Raw genomic sequence first — 18,521 nt, forward strand, 5'->3', positions numbered from 1 at the left:
GCCCGGCGTCCGTCAGCAGGTCGAGTTGGTCTGGGTCAGCAGGCCGAGCCGCCACGGCAGGAGGTTGTAGTCACCGCCGGCGTTGGGGTTCATGCCCTGGTAGAGGTACTGGAGCCGGCAGGCGGGAATGGTCAGCGTCTGGTCGTACCCGGCGCGGATCATCTCGCCGTGACTGATGTCCCGGGTCCAGGCGCCCGAGGGGAAGGAGACGTTGCCCGCCCGTGCGAACGGGTTGCTCTCGGACGCGGCCAGTGGTGTCCAGGAACCAGCGAGGCTGCCCGAGGTCCAGGAGCGGAAGTAGCGTCGCCCGTCGGATCCGACGGCCTCGACGAGCAGCAGATACTGGTTGCTGCCCTGCACCTTGTACACGTTGCTCGCTTCGAACAGGGCGTACTTGTTGGAGTCCTGGGCCGCGATGACCGTGTTGGTGAAGCCGTTCGGGAACTGGCCGACGGTCGTCCGCGAGCGGTACAGGTGGCCGTTGTCGTCGGAGGAGAACAGATAGCAGTTGGCGCTGTCGCAGATCACCCACATGTCGACCCAGTAGCCGCCGCCGATGTTCTGCCGGATGATGTCCGGCATCGACGCGTAGAAGTTGCGCGGTGCGCTCCACCCGTTCGGGTTGCCGATGTCGGGGTTGGTGGAGTACGAGGCGTTGCCGGTCTGGTACACGAGGTACCACAGGCGTTGGGGCGCGTAGTAGAAGACCTGCGGGGCGGCCCGGTAGCCGGAGCCTATGGCGGTGCGGTCCAGGTAGTGGTGGGTGGCCGAGCCGGCCTGGGACCAGTCGCTGAAGTTGAGGTACACCAGGTTGTATCCGGAGGAACTCGCGACGCTGGCGAACACGTGGTACTTGCCGTTGTACTGGACGACCGTCGGGTCCTTGATCCCGGCGATGTCGTGGGTCGCGTCCGGCTTCGGGGCGATCAGGGGGCCGCTGGAACTCCACGCGTAACTGCCGGGCAGGGCGGCCGCGTCGGTGGCGGTCCTGTCGCGGGTGGCGGCGGGTGTGCCGCCCATGGCCGTCAGTGCCGCGTTGTACGCGGGCTTCTTGTTGCCGCTGCGGTCGAACAGCAGCGGGTTCTCCGAGGCTCGCCATGAGTCGCTGTCGCGGATGCCCCAGACGGTGATGCCGTTGCAGCGTGCCACGTTCAGGCAGGCCCTGACCGTGTTCGCGTAGGCGGTCGGCGACGCCTGCGCGATGTCGAGTTCGGTGATCTGGACGTCCACGCCGAGGGCGGCGAAGTTCGACAGGGTGGTCTGGAAACTGGCGGGCGGGCCGCCGGTGCCGAAGTGGGCCTGGAAGCCGACGCAGTCGATGGGCACGCCGCGCGCCTTGAAGTCGCGCACCATGCGGTAGACGCCCTGGGTCTTGGCGTCGCTCCAGTTCTCGATGCTGTAGTCGTTGTAGCAGAGCTTGGCCGCCGGGTCGGCCGACCGTGCGGTGCGGAAGGCCTGCTCGATGAAGCCGTCGCCCAGCAGGTTCTGGAACACCGAGGCCCGGTGCTGGCCGCTGCCGCCGTCGGCGAAGGCCTCGTTGACCACGTCCCAGGCGAAGACCTTGCCCTTGTAGTGGTTCATCACGCTGGTGATGTGGTTGTTCATCACGCCGCGCAGGGTGTTCGCGTCCCTGATGGAGCTGACCCAGCCGGGCAGTTGGGAGTGCCAGACGAGGGTGTGGCCGCGCAGGCGCTGGCCGCGCGACTGGGCACGGTTGGCGATTTGGTCGCCGGGGCCGAAGTTGAACGAGCCGCGGGACGGCTCGGTCGTGTCCCACTTCATCTCGTTCTCGGGTGTGACGGAGTTGAACTCGCGGTTCAGGAGCGTGCTGTACGTGCTGTCACCGAGTCGTCCCGCGGCCACGGCGGTGCCGAAGTAGCGTCCGGACTGGGCGGCTTGGGCGCCGAGCGTGGAGGCCTTGACGGCGTCCGGTGCGCCGGTGGCGGTCCCGGGCGTCACCAGAGCGGCCGCGGCCAGAAGGGATAACACGGTGGCTCGACGCCGGCCGAGTCGTTTCAGCGGGTTCATGGTGCTCCTCGTACGGAGGCGGTGGGGGGTGGGGTGGTGCGCACTCCGGTCGTTCAGGGGGTGGACAGGTCGAACCGTGTGATGCGGACGGCGCCGCCGAGTGCCTGGGTGGCGTGGTTGAAGAGGGCGAAGCGGTAGCCCATGAAGAACCGCCAGTCGTTGCCCATCGAGAAGGTGGGGCCGAGGCGGGTGAAGGTGGTGCCGTCGGTGCTGTAGGAGAAGGTGCCGGGGCGTGCCGAGCCGGGGCGGATGTCCGCGCTCGCGCGCAGCCAGACGCGGGTGCCCTGGACGGGTGCGCTCGCGGCCTCGGTTCCGGTGCCGGTGGTGTTCCAGTTGCCGTCCATGGTCAGGCCGTTGACCATCACCAGGCGTGTGGTGCCGCCGTCGCGCTTGAGGCCGATCCAGGCGGAGGAGTCACGCAGCAGCGCGAGTCCGGCCCGGTCGCCGTCCCGCATCCCGGAGTGGTCGAGGAGGACCGTGGCGGTGGAGGTGGGGCCCTGGATGCGGTGGGTGAGGGTGTTGCGGGCCCAGTAGAGGTCGTTGGTGACGGTCGCGGTGCGCAGGGTCAGGCCGTTGCCGACCGCCCACTTGGTGTTGTCCGGGTTGTGGTTCCACTCCCATCTCGGTTTGAGGGTGGTGCCGTCGAAGGTGTCGACGCCGGTCATGGGGGTGACCTGGCGGGGTGGCGTGGGCACGGCCGGGCTCGGGTACGAGGTGCCCCATGCGCCCCCGACCGTTTGGACGACGGGCCAGCCGTCCGAGGTCCAGGTGACGGGTGCCAGGGCGGGCACCCGTCCACCGGGGTAGGCGTCGACGAAGGCCAGGTAGTACCAGGCGCCGCTCTGTGTCTGCACCAGTCCGCCCTGGTGCGGGACACCGCCGCCGGGGATCGGCCCGGGCAGGTTGAGCAGGACCTGCCGCAAGGTGTAGGGGCCGAAGGGGCCGCCCGAGGACTTGAGGATGTACTGGCCGTTGGCGGGGCGGGTCAGGAAGATGTAGTACTGCCCGTTGATCTTGTAGAAGCGGGAGCCTTCCAGGGTGCCGACGCTCGACGGTGTCGTGAAGACCTGCTGGGTACGCACCTGGCTGCGGCCGTCGGGCGAGAGCTGGGCCACGCTGATGGTCGTGTTGCCGTAGGCCACGTAGAGGGTGTCGTCGCTGTCGACGAGCAGTCCCGCGTCGTAGTAGGGCGTGCTGATCGTCGTCAGCCTGCTCCATGGCCCTTCGGCGGCGGTGGCGGTGTAGACGTAGGTCCGGGCGAAGTCGATCTGGCCCAGCCAGTAGAAGGTCCTGTTGCTCGGCCGGTAGGCAAGTGACGACGCCCAGATGCCGCGGACGTAGCCGCGCGCACCGTTCAGGTCGTACTTGGCGCCGAAGTCGAGCGTGGGGACCGAGTGTCCGGCGATCTCCCAGTTCACCAGGTCGTAGGAGCGCAGGACGGGCGCGCCCGGCGAGTAGTGCATCGTCGAGGCGGAGGCGTAGTAGGTGTCGCCGACGCGGATGACGTCGATGTCGGCGAAGTCCTGCCAGATCACCGGGTTGGTGAAGGTCCCCGCCCGGGCGGAGGCCCGGGCCGTGGGGAGGAGGGCGCCCGCGGCGAGGCCGGTGGCGGCCGCCAGTGCACGACGACGGGAAAGATCTTAATGAGTCCATGACAGATCCATGTGGGGGTGTTCTCCTCGCACTTCGTCCGGAGGAAGCGGCTCACGCCATTCGGCATGTCGAACACAGATCGGCGAGTCGAGCAACCTGGATGATAGAAGGCCAGTGTTGGGCGTCAAGACTTAGCGCACGATCGCAAGCATCATCGAAACATTCGATCCCATGGGTGTACGGTTCTCGCAGGTCAGAGCCAATTACGTCAGGCGCGTTGACATGTTCACGCGCCTCTGTAACATCCCTGACACCGTGAGTTTCCGAACGAGGCTCGAAATTTCGAACCTCCTCCCAAGGAGCCCCTGGTGCCCAGACGCTCACGCGGACGACTGCTCCGCCTCCTCGCAGCCGCCGCCCTGACCATCACCGCGTCCGTGACAGCCTCCGCCCACTCCCCCGCCTCGGCCGCGCCGGGCAGCCCGGCCCTCACGCCGCCGCTGGGGTGGAACAGCTGGAACAGCTTCGGATGCGGGATCACCGAGACCCAGGTCCGCCAGGCCGCCGACGCGATGGTGTCCTCGGGCATGCGGGACGCCGGCTACCGCTATGTGGTGGTCGACGACTGCTGGTTCGACCCGCAGCGCGACGCGGCCGGCAACCTGCGCGGCAACCCGACCAAGTTCCCCAGCGGCATGAAGGCCCTCGGGGACTACATCCACAGCAAGGGCCTGAAGTTCGGCATCTACCAGGTACCCGGCGAGCGCACCTGTGCGCAGGGCACCGGCGCCTATCCCGGGTCGACGGGCAGCCAGGGCCACGAGGCCCAGGACGCCGCCACGTTCGCCTCGTGGGGCGTCGACTACCTCAAGTACGACTGGTGCTCCTCCAGCGGCACCCGTGACGAGCAGGTCGCGCGGTTCACGCTGATGCGCGACGCCCTGCGGGCCACCGGGCGGCCGATCGTCTACAGCATCAACCCCAACAGCTTCCACGCCATCACCGGGGACAAGTACAACTGGGGTGAGGTCGCCGACCTGTGGCGGACGACCGAGGACCTGCTCGACATCTGGCAGAACGGCAACACCAACAGCTACCCGATGGGCGTCGGCAACGTCCTGGACGTCACCGCGCCACTGGCCGCGCAGTCCGGCCCGGGCCACTGGAACGACCCCGACATGCTGGTCGTCGGCCGACCCGGGCTGTCGCTGACCGAGTCCCGCTCCCACTTCGCGCTGTGGGCACTCATGAGCGCCCCGCTCATGGCCGGCAACGACATCCGCACCATGTCCGCCGACGTCAGCGCCATCCTGCGCAACCCGCGCCTGCTGGCGGTGAACCAGGACTCGCTGGGCGCGGGCGGACGCCGGGTGCGCGACGACGGCGCCACCGAGGTCTTCGCCAAGCCGCTCGCCGACGGCTCGGTCGCCGTGGGCCTGTTCAACCGCGGCGACAGCACCGCGAGCATCAGCACGACGCCCGCCCAAGTCGGCCTGTCCGGCACATCGTTCACCCTCACCGACCTGTGGACCGGCGGCACGTCCAGCACCTCCGGCCAGATCTCGGCGAGCGTCCCCGCGCACGGTGTCGCCGTGTTCCGGGTGACCGGCGGCAGCCCGCTGACCGCCACCACCTCACGCCTGCGCGGCACCGCCTCCGGCCGCTGCGTGGACGTCGACAACGCCTCCACCGCCGCCGGGGCCACGGCGCTGCTCTGGGACTGCCACACCGCCGCCAACCAGCTGTGGACCACCTGGGCCGGCGGTGAGATCCGCGTCTACGGCGACAAGTGCCTCGACGCCTACAACCAGGGCACCACCAACGGCACCCGCGTCATCACCTGGCCCTGCAACGGCCAGAACAACCAGAAGTGGACCGTCGGCTCCGACGGAACGATCCGCAACGCCCAGTCCGGACTGTGCCTCGACGCGAACGGAGCCGCCACCGCCAACGGGACCCCGCTGGTCCTGTGGACCTGCAACGGCCAGGCCAACCAGAAGTGGTCGCGCGCGTGAGCAACCACGTCCCGAGTGAAGGACTTTCATGACAAGGACAGGAACCTTCTTACGGTCCGCCGTGGTCGCGGTGCTGGTCGTCCTGAGCCTGGGCGGCACCGCACTGGGCCGCGGCCAGACCCAGACCACCCACCCCGCCACCACCGCCACGGACACCGCACCCCAGCGCGCCGCGGCCGCGAGCGCGAGCGCGGGCTGCGGCAAGACTCCCACCCTGACGAGCGGCACGTACACGATCCAGAGCGGCGGCAAGAGCCGCACCTTCATCCTGCGCGTCCCGGACGGTTACGACCGCGACCACGGCTACCGGCTGATCTTCGGGTTCCACTGGCTGGGCGGCACCTCCACGGACGTGTCCACGGGCCGCACCGTGGAGACGGGCACCTGGGCCTACTACGGACTCCAGCGGCTGGCCAACAACAGCGCCATCTTCGTCGCACCGCAAGGCCTCAACAACGGCTGGGCCAACTCCGGCGGGGAGGACATCACCTTCGTCGACGACATGATCCGCCGCATCGAGGCGGACCTGTGCGTCGACACCACCCAGCGCTTCGCCCTCGGCTTCAGCTACGGCGCCGCCATGTCGTACTCCCTGGCCTGCTCCCGGGCCACCGTCTTCCGCGCCGTCGCGGTCCAGAGCGGCGGACAGCTCAGCGGTTGCAGCGGCGGCACCCAGCCCATCGCCTACCTCGGCGTGCACGGACTCAGGGACAACGTCCTCGGCATCGCCGGCGGACGGGCGCTGCGGGACAAGTTCGTCCAGAACAACGGCTGCACGCCCCAGAACCCGCCCGAGCCCGCGCAGGGCAGCCTGACCCACCGGGTCACCACTTACTCGGGATGCTCGGCCGGACACCCGGTCGCCTGGGCGGCGTTCGACGAAGGACACATCGCCGCCCCGCAGGACGGAGCCCCCGGTGACAGCGGCAGGAGCTGGGTGCCGGGCGAGGTGTGGAAGTTCTTCTCACAGTTCCAGACCTCCGACCCGTCACCGGGAACCGCCTCCTGCCGCGTCTCCGACACCATCAGCGCCTGGAACAGTGGTCTGACCTCGAACATCACCATCACCAACACCGGCACCACAGCGGTCGACGGCTGGTCGCTGACGTTCACCCTGCCCGCCGGCCAGACCATCACCTCCGGCTGGAACGCCGACTACTCGCCCGCCTCCGGCCAGGTCACCGCCAAGAACGTCTCCCACAACGCGACCATCGCGCCGGGCGCGTCCACAACCATCGGTTTCCAGGCCGTCCACACCGGCAACACGGCGGCGCCGACTACGTACACGCTCAACGGCGCCGCCTGCACGGTCGTCTGACCCCACCTCACGCAACGCCGCATCCCGCCGGAGCCGTCGCTCCGGCGGGATGCTGGCAGACGTAAGGGACGCGGGGATCTGCGTTCTGTCAACCCGCCCCCTCAGCGACCGCCCCTCAGACGATCGACCCAGCGGCCAAGGCTCCGCCGCGACCGGCGCGGCCGCGGCCGCATCGGTCGACGGCCTTCGCCTCCCGCCTCTCCGGCCTCCCCGGGGTTCCGCCCCCAGTGATCGTCCGGCGACAGGAGCGGCGCCCTGCGTTCTGCCTGAGCCACGATCTCGACGTGCGATTCGTGCGCCGTGATGCGGAACGCCTCCTCGTAGGAAGCCAGAGCCGCGCTCATGGCGCCACCCGCAAGGCCCCGTCGGCGGATGCGTGATGCCAGCCACGTGAAGAACCCCAGGACGGCGGCAAGGCCACCGATCAGGATCAGGTACGGCATGAACGCATCCATGGATGCGAGCCTAGTCGCCCGCCACCCGTCGGACGGGCCGATCAGGACGTGTGCGCAGCGTCGCTCTCCCGGTGTGCGAGGACCTCGGCCATGTGTGTCTGCGCCCAGTCCCTGAGCCCGCGCGTCATGTGGTGGAGCGAGAGGCCGAGGTCGGTCAACTCGTAGGTGACGGTGACCGGCACGGTCGGCGTCACGGTGCGGGTGAGCAGACCATCGTGCTCCAGCGACCGTAGCGTCTGGGTCAGCATCTTCTGACTGACCCCGGCCAGAAGACGAGAGAGTTCGGAGTAACGCAGCGCTCTCGGCGCATCCGCGTGCGCGGCACCGGCGGGTCCCGGTTTGTCGTCGCCGCCCAGCGCGCACAGGATCAGGACCACCCACTTGTCCGAGATCCGGTCGAGCAGCTGCCGACTGGGGCACTCCGCGAGGAACGCGTTGAACTCCACCTTGGCCTGAGCCCTCTTCTCGGCCGCCTTCGTCGTCGTCAACTGATCGCACCTCTCACCGATCGGCGGGTTACGCACTCTCAAGTGCCTACTTCCCGACAGGAAGTTACTCCCCAATGCTGGTACAGGCAGCCGACAGGCGCCACCCCCTCCATCACCTGACGAAAGGCACCTCGATGAGCACGCCCTCCCTCCCCCTGCCCGGCGGCACCTGGACTCTGGGGGACATGACCGTCACCCGGTTCGGCTACGGTGCCATGCAACTGGCCGGCCCCTGGGTGATGGGGCCGCCGGCCGATCGCGAGGGAGCCGTTGCCGTGCTGCGGGAGGCCGTCGACCTCGGTGTCACCCACATCGACACCAGCGACGCCTACGGGCCGCGCGTCACCAACGAGTTGATCCGCGAGGCACTGCACCCCTATCCCGCGTCGCTGCACATCGCGACCAAGGTGGGCGCGACGCGGGACGCGCAGGGCGGGTGGCCCGTCGCGCGGCGCCCCGAAGACCTGCGCCGCCAGGTCCACGACAACCTCACCTCGCTCGGCCTCGACGTACTCGACCTGGTCAACCTCCGACTCGGCAACGCCGAAGGCCCCCGACCCGGCTCCCTCGCCGAGCCGTTCGAGACACTCGTCGAACTCCAGCAGCAGGGCCTGATCCGCCACCTCGGGGTCAGCAACGCCACCGAGGAGCAGGTCAGGGAAGCGCGGAGCATCGCGCCGATCGTGTGCGTGCAGAACATGTACAACCTCGCCCACCGCCACGACGACCAACTCGTCGATCGGCTCGCCACCGACGGCATCGCGTACGTGCCCTACTTCCCGCTCGGCGGCTTCACCCCGCTCCAGTCCTCGGCGCTCTCGGCGGTCGCCGCCCGGTCGAAGGCGACACCGATGTCGGTCGCACTGGCCTGGCTGCTGCGACGGTCACCGAACATCCTGCTCATCCCCGGCACGTCGTCGCTCGCGCACCTGCGCGAGAACATCGCCGGCGCAGGACTCCCCCTGTCCGACGAGGACTTGACCGCGCTGGACGAGATCGGGACCGGAACACTCACTGCACGTCAGCCGTGACGGGCCACGCCCCGCGATGCAACAGGTCGAGGACGAGCGCCGCGATGTTCCACGCGTCGTCCTCGCCGCGGTGATGACGTCCCTCCAGCGGCAGTCCGGCGATCTGCAGAGCCTGGCTCATGCCGGGCTTCCTGCGCAGCCCGTACGCCGTGGTGAACACGGCCTTGGCGTTGGTGTGGGTGCGTTCCGTCGGATAGCCGAACGGGTAGGCCACCCCGTCGGCCTGACTCTGCCGAGCGAACTGCCGGCGGTCGTACTCGCCCCAGCTCGCCCAGCGGCGCTCCCCGGCCCCGTGTTCCTCGACGAGGATCCGGCACGCCTCGGCGAACGTGACACCGCGGTCCACCTCGGACTGGGTCAGGCCGGTCAGGTCCGTGCAGAAGCTGCTCACCGCCGAACGGACAGGACGAACCAGGACACGGTGCCGGGACACGCGGCGCCGGGCCGACACGTCCACGACCGTCAGGCCGATCTCGATGATCTCGCTCACCGAGCCGGGCGGAGGCTGCCCGTCCCAACAGGTGGCTTCCACATCGATGACGTTCAGCAGGGAGGATTCGGCGCGCATGGGCCGAGGGTAGGGAGGCCCGCCCGGTTCTGGCATCCCGATTTTTCTCCACCCGGGCGCTGCGCTGCACCGTCAGGGACGGGGCGGCGGGGGCGGCATGGTGGACAGGCCCGGCGACGCCTCGGGCCAGACCAGGAGCACCGGGCAGGGGGCGTGGTCGACGACGAAACGGCTGGCCGGGCCGAGACTGTGCGGACCCAGGTGCGTACGGTCGCCGTCGCGGGCCAGGATCAGCAGGTCGCGGCCCTCGGCCGCCGCAACGACCTCCCGCTCGACGCGGCCGGTGCGTTCGGTACGCGTACAGGGGCGCCCCAGCCGGTCGGCCGCGGACCGCAGCAAGTCCTGTGCGGACGCGGCGGCGAGGTGCTCCAGGCGCGTGCCGGGATCGCGCTCGCGGTGCCCGCGGCCGAGCAGACCGGCGAAGGCGCCGTGGGCCGCGCCCGGGACGTCGGCCGGTGTGACGTGCAGCAGGGCGACGTCGGCATCCGCCGAGGTGTGGGCGCGGGCGGCGTCCACGCAAGCGGGCCAGGTGCCCTCGACGATCCAGACGACCACGGACATGGGCATGGGTCAGCCTCCTCCGATGACGGCCAGCGAGCCCCACAGTGCCAGCACGGCGGCGCCCAGGCTCGCGGGCACCGCGTACACGCCGAGCCGGGTGAACTCCTTCAGCTCCACTTCGCCCTCGTGGGCGTGGACGATACGCCGCCACAGCAGGGTGGCCAGCGAACCCGCGTAGGTGAGGTTGGGGCCGATGTTCACCCCGAGCAGCACGGCGAGGACGGCACCCGGCCCCGACGGGGCCGTCAGCGGCAGCAGCACCAGCACGGCGGGCAGGTTGTTGATGACGTTGGCGAGGACGGCGGCCAGTCCGGCCAGCGCGAGCAGCTCCAGCAGCCCGCTGCCCTCGGGCACCAGGTGGCCCAGAGCCTCGTCGAGCCCGTTGTCGACGACCGCCTGGACCACCACACCGAGGGCCAGTACGAAGGCGAGGAACGGCACCGAGGTCGCGGCCAGCAGCGCCCGTGGCGTGGTACGGCGCCGCAGCAGGCCCCTGACGGCGAGGGTGAGGGCACCGCCCAGGGCCGCCCAAGCCGGATCGACACCGACCACTGAGGTCAGCACGAACCCGGCCAGGGTGCACGCCACGGTCACCAGGGCGAACATGGGCAGCCGTGGTGGCTCCGCGTCGACAGGAGCCTGCGCTCCGGCGTCCAGGTCCGAGGCGAAGAAGCGGCGGAAGACGACGTACTCGACGGCGATGGCGGCCACCCAGGGAAGGACCATCAACGCGGCGAACCGGGTGAAGCTGAGCCCGCTCGCCGTGAACGCCAGCAGGTTGGTCAGATTGGAGACCGGCAGCAGCAGGGAGGCCGTGTTCGACAGGTGGGTGCAGGCGTAGACGTGCGGTCTGGGGCGGGCGCCGAGCCGGGCCGCGGTGGCGAAGACCACGGGCGTCAGCAGCACGACCGTGGCGTCCAGGCTGAGCACCGCCGTGATCGCCGACGCCGCCATGAACACCAGCGCCAGCAGCCGCCGCGGCCGGCCCGCCGCCGTCCGCGCCATCCAGGCCCCGCACGCCTGGAACAGTCCTTCGTCATCGCAGAGTTGAGCCAGTACCAGCACCGCCGCCAGAAAGCCGACCACCGGCCCCAGCCGTTCGACCTCGTCCAGCGCGTCGTCCAGCGGGATCGCCCCCGTGGCGATCAGCAGCCCGGCGGCGGGTACGGCGACGACCGCCTCCGGCCAGCCGAAGGGGCGGACGACCGCGCAGACCAGCACCAGTACGAGCAGGACCGCGGACAGTGTCTCCGCGAGCTGGGTGTTCAGAATCGGGTCCTTCCGATCAGGTGCAGACCAATCGCCTCACGTCACACCGGAAGATATCCCTCACGCAAGCGGACACGCGCTCCGCATCTGCCGAACCCGTGCCACTTCATGCCCTGCCGAACCCGAACACCATGTCGGACCAGTCGGTGCCGGGTTCGCCGTCGTCGAGTGCCTCGCTGATCGTCCGCTCTTCGTACCTGAAGTGGGATTCCATGATCGCCGCCAGTCCATCGAGTTCGCGCCCGATCGGCTCCAGAGCCGGGCCACGCGATTCGGCAGCCCTGTCGGCGAGTTCCCTCACCCGGGACAGGATCGAGGAGATCAGTCCGTGGTCCTCGACAAGCTTCGCGACCGTCGGAGCGAGATCCGGGCGTTGCCGTAGCAGTTCGGAGAACATGCCGTCGTCCTCACCCTGGTGGTGCGAAGTCAACGCGGCACAAAAGGCCAGGCAATGGGTGAGAAGTACGTCGTCGCTCAGCCGGCCCTGACCGATGCTCGTCCTGATCTCGCTGATCTGGCGACGCAGTTCCTGATGTGCTTGGGCGAGCTGCTGACTCAAGGCGACCGCACGGTCGCCGTCACGGGAAGCCATGGATGGCGGCCCCTTCGGTTCCACACCTCCATGCCTGACGCGACCCGTCACCGACACGCGATGCTCCCGGTATTCGATCACGCGACGCCGTGGAAGAGCAATCACGGCTGCCCTCCACTGCCCTCCGTTGCCCGGCGGCTCGGCGGTCCGGCCGCGAATGCCAGCGGAGGGGCGATCGCCTGGGCGTCCGCGCCCTCTCCGACCCACAGAGCGATGAACAGCGCGGCGGTCGCTTCCAGAAGTCCCGCACGTTCGAGCCCCCCGCCGGCCACGGCCTCACAGCCCACGTCCCGTACCAACTCACGCACGCGCGCGAGGGCCGTCTCGTCGTCTCCGCAGACCGGGACGGCCAGCGGACGGCCGTCGAAAACCGGTGGCCGCATGCGCCACACGTCCTCGTGGCAGAGGTTGAAGGCCTTGACCACGTGGGCACCCGGTGCCGCCGCGGCCAGTTGCTGCGCGGCTGAAGGGCCGCCGTCCGTCAGGAGCCGGAACCCCGGTCCCACCGGGTTGGAGCAGTCCAGCAGCACCTTGCCCTCCAGGGCCCCGTGCACGCCTCGTACCACGTCCGCTCCCGCCCCGAAAGGCAGCGCGGCCAGCACCACCTCCGCCGAGTCGGCGGCCGCGCGCAGACCGGCGGACCTCGCACCGCCTCCGATACGCGTCGCGAGCCGCTGCGCCCTCCGCGCGTCCCGGCCCCCGATCACCACCTCGTGCCCGGCCCGCACCCAGTGGGTGGCCAGCGCGTCGGCCATGTTGCCCGTGCCCAGTACGCCGATTCTCATCACGCGGTCCCTCTCCTCGCCTGCTTCGACCGTTCACACCGAAGCTAGAAGGCCGTTCGGGCACCATTTGGTACGTGCCCACCGACGCCTTCCTCGCCGACTGCCGCGCCCGCCTCGCCTTCGACCTGCTCTCCAACACCTGGAACGCCGTGGTCCTCTGGGCACTGCGCGACGGCCCGAGCCGCCCGGTCGACCTACGGGAGCGGATCGGGGGCATCAGCTCCAAAGTCCTCACGGAGACGCTGCGGCGACTGCAGTTCAACGGCCTGGTCGACCGGCAGACAGCCCCTGACACACCATCACGGGTCGAGTACCAACTCACCCCTCTGGGCCGGACCTTGCTGGCACCCATCGACGCCTTCGGCGCCTGGGCCTTCGAGCACGGCGACGAGGTCATGGCCGCACAGGAGGCAGCATGCGAATAGGTGTTGCCTTGAGACAGATCGAGCTCGCGGACTGGCCGGCTGTCCACTCCTGGGCCTCACGCGCCCAGGTCTGCCGTTTCCAGGCCTGGGGACCGAACACCGAAGACGAGACCCGCGCGTTCGTGGCGACCGCGGTCGAGGCCTGGGAACAGTCGCCCCAGCAGCGGTTCGCCTACGCGGCGTGCATGGAGGACGACGTGGTCGGCATGGGCGAACTGCACGTCCGGAGCCGAGGGCAACGGCAGGGCGAGATCACCTACGTCGTGCATCCTCGGCTGTGGGGGCGGGGCATCGGAACGCTGATAGGCGAGGAGCTGCTCGCGCGAGGGTTCCATGACCTCCAGCTGCACCGCGTCCATGCGACCTGCGACCCGCGCAATACCGGGTCGGCACGGGTTCTCCGCAAGCTCGGCATGACATGGGAAGGACGTCATCGCCACACCGCGCTGATCCGTGACGGTTGGCGCGATTCAGAGATGTTCAGCATCCTCGAGGATGAATGGGCCGAGAGGACCCGCCGGGTTGCTGGTGTCGGCTGACCGTTTGGACAAACGCCGGCAACAAGACCGCGCGCAAGCCCTGCTTCGACCTGAACGTCGCAGTCAGGCTCGGCCCCGTCAGGGCCGCACCGGACGTTCCCGTCCGGGTCTGAACCGCACCAACGGCCTCCGCTATTCGGCGACGTCGACGCCGTAACCGCGAGCGAGGTCGGCGAGGCCGTGGTCGTAGCCCTGTCCCACGGCGCGCAGCCGCCAACCGTCGCCTCGGCGGTAGAGCTCGGCGAGGATCATGGTGCGTTCCGTGGTGGCCGCGTCGAGGGTGGCGCGGGCGGTCGGGGCCGCACCGATTCCGCAGGTGGCGGTGATCTCGATGGCACCGACGTCGGCGAAGGTCGCGGCACCGTCGATCGCGGCGGCGACGACGACCCGGTGAACCTCCAGGGGCAGCCGCTCCAGGTCGGCGGTGACGGCCTGCTCCGTCGGACCGTCCACGGTGAGCCGCACGGTGCCGTCGGGGTGCTCGGGCGCGCCGTAGAAGACGAAGTCCTCGTCTCCTGCCACCTGTTCGCGCGCGTCGACCGCGAAAGCGACGACGTCCACGTCACACATGGCCTGCTGGCGCCACACGGCGGCCACCGTCCAGGCCGTGCCGGTGTCGGTCAGGTCCAGGACGGCACCGCGGACCAGGACCGCCGCCGGGTCCGGCCTGCTTCCGGCCGCGTTCCGCGCCGACGAGGACATCGCAGGCGTCGTGGGCGCGACCAGCCAGTCGGCGTCATGCACGCGCAGGCCGAGCGTGGCGATACGGCTCATGCGCCGGTCCGCCTCCCCGCCGGGCAGCACCACGACGTCGGACACGCTGGCAGAGAGGTTGACCGCCGCGGAGGCTCCCAGGGCGACGGCACGCGCGCGTGCCTCGACGGCCTCGTCGTGGGTGCCGCCCAGGACCAGGACCCTGCGCCCCGCGAGCGGCTGATCCACCCGGTCGGCGGACGCTGTCGGTGTGGCGGTCCGCTGTGCCGGAACAGCGGGTGCCGACGCAGGCGGTGCGGCGGGCGTCCGTGCTGCGGTGCCCGGCCGGGCGGCGCCCTTGGCCTGGCCCGGCTCGACCGCCTCCAGCAGTCGCAGGTAGGTCGGCTCGTCCACGAGGGGAACACCCTCGTTCGCCGCACGCTTCAGCTTGGCGGAACCGGCGCCGGGGTCGTTGCTGACGACGACGCTGGTCTGGCCGCTGACGGACGTCATCATGTTGAGCCCGGCCGCCACCGAGCGGGCGACGAGTTCCTCACGAGCGACCCGGGTGTCCCCGGTGATGGCCACCTTCATCCCCTGCACCAACGGCCCACCCGACTGGAGTCGACCCGGATTGCGGTACGCGCAGGGCGTCTTGGGCACGTACGGCCGGTAGTCCTGGCGCGGCGGACACTCCAGGAGCGGCAAGGCCAGGCCCAGTCGCTCGGCAGCGCTCAGCGAGCCGCGCAGGATGCCGGACAGCACCCGTACGTCGTCCTGCGCGTCGTGGGCCTTCTCCTGGTGCACGCCGTAGTGCGCGGCGAGCGTGCCCAGCTTGAGGTCGGGCGTCGCCGGCCCGACCAGGCGGTTGAGGGCCAGCGTGCACAGCCGCCTGCTCACCGGGACCCAGGAACGGACGTGGGCGAACTCGTGGGCCAGGAAGTCGTAGTCGAACTGCGCGTTGTGGGCGACCAGGACGCGGCTGCTGAGCAGCGTCCCCACCTGCGGTGCGATGTCCTCGAACGTGGGCGCGCCGGCGAGACGGTCCGCGGTGAGGCCGTGGACGTGTACCGGGCCTGGATCACAGCCCGGGTTGAGAAGGGTCGAGAACTCCCCTGTCTGGTTGCCCTGTGCGTCCAACGTGAGGATCGCCAGCGAGAGGACACGGTCGCGACCCGGTCGCAGCCCGGACGTCTCCACGTCCACCAGCGCCCAGTCGTGGAAGTAGTCAGGCAGGGTGGGCCACTTCGGGCTCGACGACAGCAGGGCCATATGGGGCTCCCCTCCCCTGGCGCGGCGGGCGACAGGCCCTCTCCACGATGATGATCGGCCTGGGCATTTTTGCATATGCCGAGCGCCGTTCGTGGTGGACCTGTGACGGACAGCAACGCGCAAGGGTCATGGCAGCTCCGTCACGGCTGTCGCCGCCGCGGCCAGGATGCGGTCCAGGACGGGGACGGGGATCGCCGGGTTGGTGACCGCCGTGTGTGCCGTGTCGCGGTCGTGCAGCAGTCCCGCAAGGACGCGGGCCGGCAGGCGCGGATTGCGTGTCACGGTGTCGCGGACGTGAGCCGCCGGGTCGTTGAGCAGCCGTACCGCGTCGGCCGGTGACAGCCGGGGGTCCTCAGCCGCGCGGCGGCGCACCTCCGCTTCGGGGTCCCGCGCCAGGTGGGCGACGTCGACCGGTGTGGACTCCGGGTCGTCCAGTGCCAGACGGCGCATCCGGCCGCTGGGGTCGGTGATGTGGTGCAGCAGGCCCGTACGCGGGAAGTTGGGGTGGCTCCGGGGCCGGCCGGGGTGGCTGAAGCTGCCGTCCCACCAGCGCCAGACGTCCAGCAGCAGGTCCCCCGGCGCGTCCTCGCACGACTCGGCGAGGAACAGACGGACCACCCGGTCCTCGTCGCGCGCCAGGTGCGTCACGACATCCGGCGGGAGATGGGGGGCTCGGGCCACGCTGCGGCGGATGAGCGGGTGGGACGACGCGGCGAGACGGCGCATCGCGTCGGCGTCGGCGTGCAGGGCCTCGACCCAGGCAAGGGTGTACGACATCGACGTCGGGTCGAAGTCGTGGCGCACCGCGGCACGTTGCTCCTCGCTGAGGTCGGGGCGCAGCGCCACCGTGGAGCGGATGTCGCCCTGCGGATCCTGTGCCAGCGCGGCGACTCCGGGCGCGCTCAGTGTGGGGTTGGCGGCCAGCGCCTGACGCGCCTCCGTGTCCCCGTTCTTGACCAGCTCCGCCTCCAACTCGGGTTCGAGGCGGCACCGTTCGAGCGCCTGCTGCGGGTCGAGCAGGGCGCCGAAGACTGCGCGGGGCATCGGTACGCGGGTGTGGTGGGCGAGCAGGGCAGCGGTTCGTACCGCGTGGTCGGCGTCCGTCAGCAGCCGCTCCCGCAGCGGCTCGGCGAGCTCCTGCCACCGGGCACACGCAGCCTTCCGTACGCGGGCATCCGTGTCGGTCGCGAGATCAGGAAGGTGCTGTGCGGGGAGGTCCGGAAGTGCGGCGGCTTGTGCTCGGGAGGGGCCGGCGAGGAGGTCGTCGTACAGGTCCTCGGGGAGTTCGGCGCCCCAGACGCGGGCGCGCTCCGCCCAGAACACGCGTCGCTCCGGCGACGGCTCGGCGCGCACCAGTCGTACCCACTGATCGGACGTGAGCTTGGGCCGGAACGTGTCGGCGGGCCTCGCCCGCACCTGCGGGTCCGGGTGTGCCACGGCGGCGTCGAGGACGGCGGGCCGGTCGCAGCCATGCAGGAAGCCGACCTCCACGTCCAGCAGCCGGATCAGCAGTTCGTCCGTCGCCGCAGGATTGGACCCGATCCCCTCCGCCCAGTGCAGAGGCCACGCGGGCCGGCCAGGCACCGCCGACCACACCTCGGCGCGCTCGGCCTCCGTCTCGCACCCGGCGGCCTCGGCCGCCTCCTCCAACCGCTCCGGCAGTCGGTCGAGGACCGTCACCCGAGTGCCGTCCGCGACGGGCAGCTCCGCCAGCAGCACCTGCCCGTCGAGGGAGAGCGCCACGAACCCGGGGTCGCCGGTAAACCCCGGTACGCCGCTCCCGGTGTGCCGGACCCGGGTCCACAAGGAGTCGTTGCCGCCGATCCGGTAGCCGAGAACGGCCACCAGGAACTCGCCGTCGGCATCGCGAAGGCGGCGCCACCACGCGGCGTCGAGCGCTTCGCGGGCCGCCCCGACCGGCGCCGCGACACCACGCGCGATCCGCCAGCCGGCCTCCGGCGGGAACAGGCTGCCCGGGCGTGTGTCCTCGACGACCGTGAGGCCGGCGCGTGTCAGTAGGTCGTGGAGATTCTCTCGGCGTCGCACGCGGTCATGATCTCCGCCGCCTCTCGGTGGGACAAGGCCGAGCATGTCCCCGCCTTCGCCGCGGTCGCCGCCACTCCGATCCGCTACCACCGGCTGGGCGGGGCGGCCGGCTCACACGGTGCCGAGAAAGCCCGGGTCAGCCCCATCGAACTGTCGGCACGAGTCCCGGGCGACGCCGAGCAGCTCCTTCATGGGCACGGCGCGACGGCTGGTGGCGGAGAGGTCCTGGCGCCCCTCGGCAGACCACAACGGCGGGAACAGCGACAGCCCCTGATCGCCGGTCAGCGCCCGGACCTCCTCCCGCCAGCCGGGCCAGCGCAGGCCGGCGTAGAAGTCATCGAGTGCCCCGGACACCAGCCACGCCAGCCACGTCGAGTGGCCGACCCCCAGCGCCTCCCAGCGAAGGGAATCCGGGGCGAAGTAGACAACCTCGCCAGGGGCGCCGGGACGGCCGGCGCGGGCAGGAGCAGCGCCGTTGAGAGCGAAGACACCGCCCAGGACGTCGTGTGCCACCACCAAACCGGGCTCAGGGCGCCACGCCGGGTCGAACGCCTCGGGGAACAGATTCACGCGAGCAAGGGACGGTGTCTCGGGCGCAGGCCCACCGTACGGGCTGCCGAAGACCCGCAGCCATCCGTCATCCACCAGCAGACCGCCGCAGTGCAGGACCACCGCCCCCAGGTACGACCTTGCCGTGACCTGGAGTTGAAGGATCGACGCCGTACCCAGATCGCTGTCGGCCGGGAGCACCTCGACGCACACCGGGCTTGCCTCGAGTGTCTCCTTGAGCTCCGGCCAGGCCGGTTCCTCGACGTCGATCAGCTGGCTCAACTCACGCATGCC

General features: G+C 70.4%; 17 protein-coding genes. 5 read left to right on the forward strand and 12 right to left on the reverse strand.

Going from position 1 to position 18,521, the window contains the following annotated elements; genetic code table 11:
- Window positions 1–12: 12 nt before the first annotated feature.
- Both EJC51_RS03610 and EJC51_RS03615 read right to left on the reverse strand, forming a co-directional pair.
- A complete protein-coding gene (locus tag EJC51_RS03610) occupies window positions 13–2,028 on the reverse strand; it encodes a glycoside hydrolase (protein ID WP_126269648.1) in 2,016 nt (671 codons plus the stop codon).
- A gap of 53 nt (window positions 2,029–2,081) precedes the next feature.
- Window positions 2,082–3,647 carry a glycoside hydrolase family 43 protein gene (locus EJC51_RS03615; protein WP_126269649.1) on the reverse strand — a complete coding sequence of 522 codons (1,566 nt, stop codon included), beginning with the start codon at window positions 3,645–3,647 and terminating at the stop codon, window positions 2,082–2,084.
- A gap of 342 nt (window positions 3,648–3,989) precedes the next feature.
- On the opposite strand from EJC51_RS03615, the gene EJC51_RS03620 reads away from it, so the two are divergent.
- Window positions 3,990–5,636, forward strand: coding sequence for a glycoside hydrolase family 27 protein (locus tag EJC51_RS03620; RefSeq protein WP_126269650.1), 1,647 nt, complete (start codon window positions 3,990–3,992; stop codon window positions 5,634–5,636).
- A gap of 70 nt (window positions 5,637–5,706) precedes the next feature.
- On the forward strand, window positions 5,707–6,954 hold the full coding sequence (locus EJC51_RS03625) for a CE1 family esterase (RefSeq protein ID WP_166682997.1): 1,248 nt from the start codon (window positions 5,707–5,709) through the stop codon (window positions 6,952–6,954).
- Window positions 6,955–7,055: 101 nt separating this feature from the next.
- On the opposite strand, the gene EJC51_RS03630 is transcribed toward EJC51_RS03625, so the two are convergent.
- Window positions 7,056–7,409 (reverse strand): hypothetical protein, encoded by a 354-nt coding sequence (locus EJC51_RS03630; RefSeq protein WP_126269652.1) that lies wholly within the window; start codon window positions 7,407–7,409, stop codon window positions 7,056–7,058.
- 41 nt (window positions 7,410–7,450) lie between these two features.
- Window positions 7,451–7,897: a winged helix-turn-helix transcriptional regulator gene (locus tag EJC51_RS03635; RefSeq protein WP_126269653.1), complete on the reverse strand. Its 447-nt coding sequence runs from the start codon at window positions 7,895–7,897 to the stop codon at window positions 7,451–7,453.
- Between the two features lie 134 nt (window positions 7,898–8,031).
- Between EJC51_RS03635 and EJC51_RS03640 the strand changes: the two genes are divergently transcribed.
- A complete protein-coding gene (locus EJC51_RS03640; RefSeq protein WP_126269654.1) occupies window positions 8,032–8,928 on the forward strand; it encodes an aldo/keto reductase family oxidoreductase in 897 nt (298 codons plus the stop codon).
- Here EJC51_RS03640 and EJC51_RS03645 read toward each other — a convergent pair.
- The 5 genes from EJC51_RS03645 to EJC51_RS03665 form a co-directional block, all read right to left on the reverse strand.
- Window positions 8,909–9,496, reverse strand: coding sequence for a 3'-5' exonuclease (locus tag EJC51_RS03645; RefSeq protein WP_126269655.1), 588 nt, complete (start codon window positions 9,494–9,496; stop codon window positions 8,909–8,911). The genes EJC51_RS03640 and EJC51_RS03645 overlap by 20 nt on opposite strands.
- A gap of 72 nt (window positions 9,497–9,568) precedes the next feature.
- On the reverse strand, window positions 9,569–10,057 hold the full coding sequence (locus EJC51_RS03650; RefSeq protein WP_126276793.1) for a universal stress protein: 489 nt from the start codon (window positions 10,055–10,057) through the stop codon (window positions 9,569–9,571).
- Window positions 10,058–10,066: 9 nt separating this feature from the next.
- Window positions 10,067–11,326, reverse strand: coding sequence for an arsenic transporter (locus tag EJC51_RS03655; RefSeq protein WP_126269656.1), 1,260 nt, complete (start codon window positions 11,324–11,326; stop codon window positions 10,067–10,069).
- A 106-nt stretch (window positions 11,327–11,432) separates the two neighbouring features.
- Window positions 11,433–11,918 carry a hemerythrin domain-containing protein gene (locus EJC51_RS03660; RefSeq protein WP_126269657.1) on the reverse strand — a complete coding sequence of 162 codons (486 nt, stop codon included), beginning with the start codon at window positions 11,916–11,918 and terminating at the stop codon, window positions 11,433–11,435.
- 101 nt (window positions 11,919–12,019) lie between these two features.
- Window positions 12,020–12,703, reverse strand: coding sequence for an NADPH-dependent F420 reductase (locus EJC51_RS03665; protein WP_126269658.1), 684 nt, complete (start codon window positions 12,701–12,703; stop codon window positions 12,020–12,022).
- A 74-nt stretch (window positions 12,704–12,777) separates the two neighbouring features.
- On the opposite strand from EJC51_RS03665, the gene EJC51_RS03670 reads away from it, so the two are divergent.
- Both EJC51_RS03670 and EJC51_RS03675 read left to right on the forward strand, forming a co-directional pair.
- Window positions 12,778–13,128: a winged helix-turn-helix transcriptional regulator gene (locus EJC51_RS03670; RefSeq protein ID WP_126269659.1), complete on the forward strand. Its 351-nt coding sequence runs from the start codon at window positions 12,778–12,780 to the stop codon at window positions 13,126–13,128.
- 8 nt (window positions 13,129–13,136) lie between these two features.
- Window positions 13,137–13,667 carry a GNAT family N-acetyltransferase gene (locus EJC51_RS03675; RefSeq protein ID WP_244362460.1) on the forward strand — a complete coding sequence of 177 codons (531 nt, stop codon included), beginning with the start codon at window positions 13,137–13,139 and terminating at the stop codon, window positions 13,665–13,667.
- A gap of 132 nt (window positions 13,668–13,799) precedes the next feature.
- On the opposite strand, the gene EJC51_RS03680 is transcribed toward EJC51_RS03675, so the two are convergent.
- The 3 genes from EJC51_RS03680 to EJC51_RS03690 form a co-directional block, all read right to left on the reverse strand.
- Window positions 13,800–15,632, reverse strand: coding sequence for a TerD family protein (locus tag EJC51_RS03680; RefSeq protein ID WP_126269661.1), 1,833 nt, complete (start codon window positions 15,630–15,632; stop codon window positions 13,800–13,802).
- Between the two features lie 126 nt (window positions 15,633–15,758).
- Window positions 15,759–17,678 carry a hypothetical protein gene (locus EJC51_RS03685; protein WP_126269662.1) on the reverse strand — a complete coding sequence of 640 codons (1,920 nt, stop codon included), beginning with the start codon at window positions 17,676–17,678 and terminating at the stop codon, window positions 15,759–15,761.
- A gap of 111 nt (window positions 17,679–17,789) precedes the next feature.
- Window positions 17,790–18,518 (reverse strand): DUF2625 domain-containing protein, encoded by a 729-nt coding sequence (locus EJC51_RS03690; RefSeq protein WP_126269663.1) that lies wholly within the window; start codon window positions 18,516–18,518, stop codon window positions 17,790–17,792.
- Window positions 18,519–18,521 lie beyond the last annotated feature (3 nt).

The organism is Streptomyces aquilus (genome assembly GCF_003955715.1).
GTDB classification, from domain to species: Bacteria; Actinomycetota; Actinomycetes; order Streptomycetales; family Streptomycetaceae; genus Streptomyces; species Streptomyces aquilus.